This window comes from Aminobacter sp. P4_H6_2 (genome assembly GCF_056400805.1).
The window spans coordinates 1-2,317 of record NZ_JBFUKO010000761.1; the positions used below are offsets into that span (position 1 = coordinate 1).

The 2,317-nt window shown below is 56.3% G+C and carries 2 protein-coding genes; both read right to left on the reverse strand.

Features of this window, described 5'->3' with window-relative positions; genetic code table 11:
• Nucleotides 1-1,964, reverse strand: a 1,964-nt coding sequence (locus AC1DUU_RS29770; protein ID WP_476786916.1) for a Mu transposase C-terminal domain-containing protein, incomplete at its 3' end; no start/stop codon positions are given.
• A 12-nt stretch (nt 1,965-1,976) separates the two neighbouring features.
• Nucleotides 1,977-2,317: hypothetical protein (locus AC1DUU_RS29775; RefSeq protein ID WP_476786917.1), on the reverse strand; the 341-nt coding region annotated here is incomplete at its 5' end.

A 2,317-nucleotide genomic window follows, 5' to 3' on the forward strand; every position in this document is an offset into this window, starting at 1 on the left:
CGGGAGAGTTTTGTGACCTCGTATGACGAATAGGTGAGAGATCTAATGCCCGCCCTTTCAGTCGCAGCGTCGGAAAACCTGCGAATTTCCGCGATTGCCTTCAACCGGACGTCGTGGCTTGCCTTCGCCTGATCGGCATACTCACGCTTGATCTTCCCTTCGCTCAGAACCCATTCCCGGAGCCCCACGCCATCCATACCTGGCTGTTTGCAGGGGACGGTGAGCCACTCCTTTTCTGTGCGAACAGAGACATAGCCGAGGTCCTGTTGGTCGACCCGAACGATCACTGGCTTGTATCGTGTTTGCCTACGAAGCTGCTGAAGCTTTGAATCCTGGTAGGTGAGACCAAAAAGGCTGACCCCGTCTTTCTGGATGGATGCCTCGATCGTCGTGCCGAAGATTGAACGGGCGATATCTTCGTCAAGGGTGTCTTCCGTTCCAAACTGACGGTTCAGTCTGATCCAGGCATTGCGAGGTGTTTCGCCACCAAGGCCCCGATGTGGCGTGTTGTGGTAGACATCCACAACGTAGCGCACGAGCATTCGGTAGAGTTCTTCGGCGTCGATGTTCGCCATTTCGTCAGCGTCGTAGTCGCCTTTCGCTACGACGTTCTCGAACGTTCGACCATGAAATCTTGCAACTAGTTGCTGATGAAAGGTCGAGAAAAGGCGCTCGATACGGCCGCGCATTTGCGGCATGCCAGCAGGCGGGAACATGATCTCGATTTGAAGTTCAGCACAGGCTGCCCGAAATTCGTGGCTGACATATGCCGATCCCGTATCCGTACAGATGGTTTCGATCCGTCGGCTACCCATATCCCATGAAGTCTGGCATCCAGCTGCCGCGGCGAGATCGGACTTGTCCGTGACTACCTGACGAAKGGTATTGACGGCTGCTTCAGAGGAGGGGGATCCGTCCAGCAAGTACAGACCCACAATGCAGCGAGTGGCACAGTCAATCGCTGCGGAGACCCATAGGCGTGTTTTCTCCGCCTTCAGCCGCTCCTGCTTGGACAGATGCCTCCAGATTCGTGCGTCTTGCAGGAGCGTCCGCAATGAAACATTCCACTCGTCCATCTCGATGCGCTCAAGTGGTCGGGTGACGCCAAGGCCACCGTTCACAATGTAGAATTCTTTCTTGGCTTTCTCGATGCCTTCGCGAGCGGCCATCACTCGGAAGTCGTCGAGCTTGAAGATCTCCCTGGAAAGAGTCCGAACGCTGGGCATGGAAAGCGGAGGCATTCCTTCGGCTGCGCGCGTTTGATTCAGCGACTGAAGTTCAATTTCCAATTCTTGATAAACCCATGCCTTCGTGGGCTGCCTCGGATCCGCGTACCGTTCAGCAACGACCTTCAGAAGGTCGTAGATTTCACTCGAAAGGCGCGCACGTCGATTGCCGCTAAGACCATAGGAATCTCGCAGTACGATCGGATCGTAACCCCAAGCTTCGTATTTCCGCAGCCACTTGCGCAGGGCGGTAGGACTTGGCGGTCGGCGCACGGTTACCTCCGTGCCACAACGCTTGGATTTCGCAACGGCGTTGATTTCCATGCCGTTCACGGCAGGCGCAATCTCTTTGATCGCTTCTTGAATGGACTCGTCGGAGCGACTTGCTTTGCGCGCTGCCTCCAGGCGGAGAAACCGATCACAATACTCCTTTCGCCACAGCAATTTCGCTTGCTGTGGCTTGCTGAGATCCGAGATGCGAACCTGGTTGAGTTCCTTGCGTCGTTGGGAAGCAACCAGCGCACGGTAATATCCGTTTGCAACCCGCTGCATACGACCAGCATTGCGGAGCACGAACAGCTCTTCATGCGAAAAGGGACTGGTCAGCTCGCCCGTGGCGTAGTTGCGCAAGATGTGACTGTCTTGGTCACTGGATACGGGTTCGTAGCCAATCCCATCGATGACGATCTTGTCGTAGGTGCCGAACGCCATACGTGGGGCAATATTGTTGTTGGCCATACCGTGATCCCCTCAATTCGCTGCTTCGCCAGGAAGACGCACGTGCGTCTCATGGGTGATGTGGCCGTTTCCGATCGGCACTAAGAGACCGTCACCAATCAGGCAGACCACGGCCATTAAGCCCAGAGCATCAGGGATGGTGGCCGCCAGGATTTCAGCGATCCGGACTGGTCTTTGGAGCGACTGCGCAAACGACCAGATCAGGTCCACGTCGGTTTCGACGCGGCAGCCGTTCGCGCGAACGATCAGGCGTGCGTTTGATGCCCTGGCTCTCGTGATCTGCTGTTCAGTCCGCAGCGCCACCACATCAGCGCAGCCCCTTGGACGCTGTTCGCGGATCAGTTGAAGGGTGT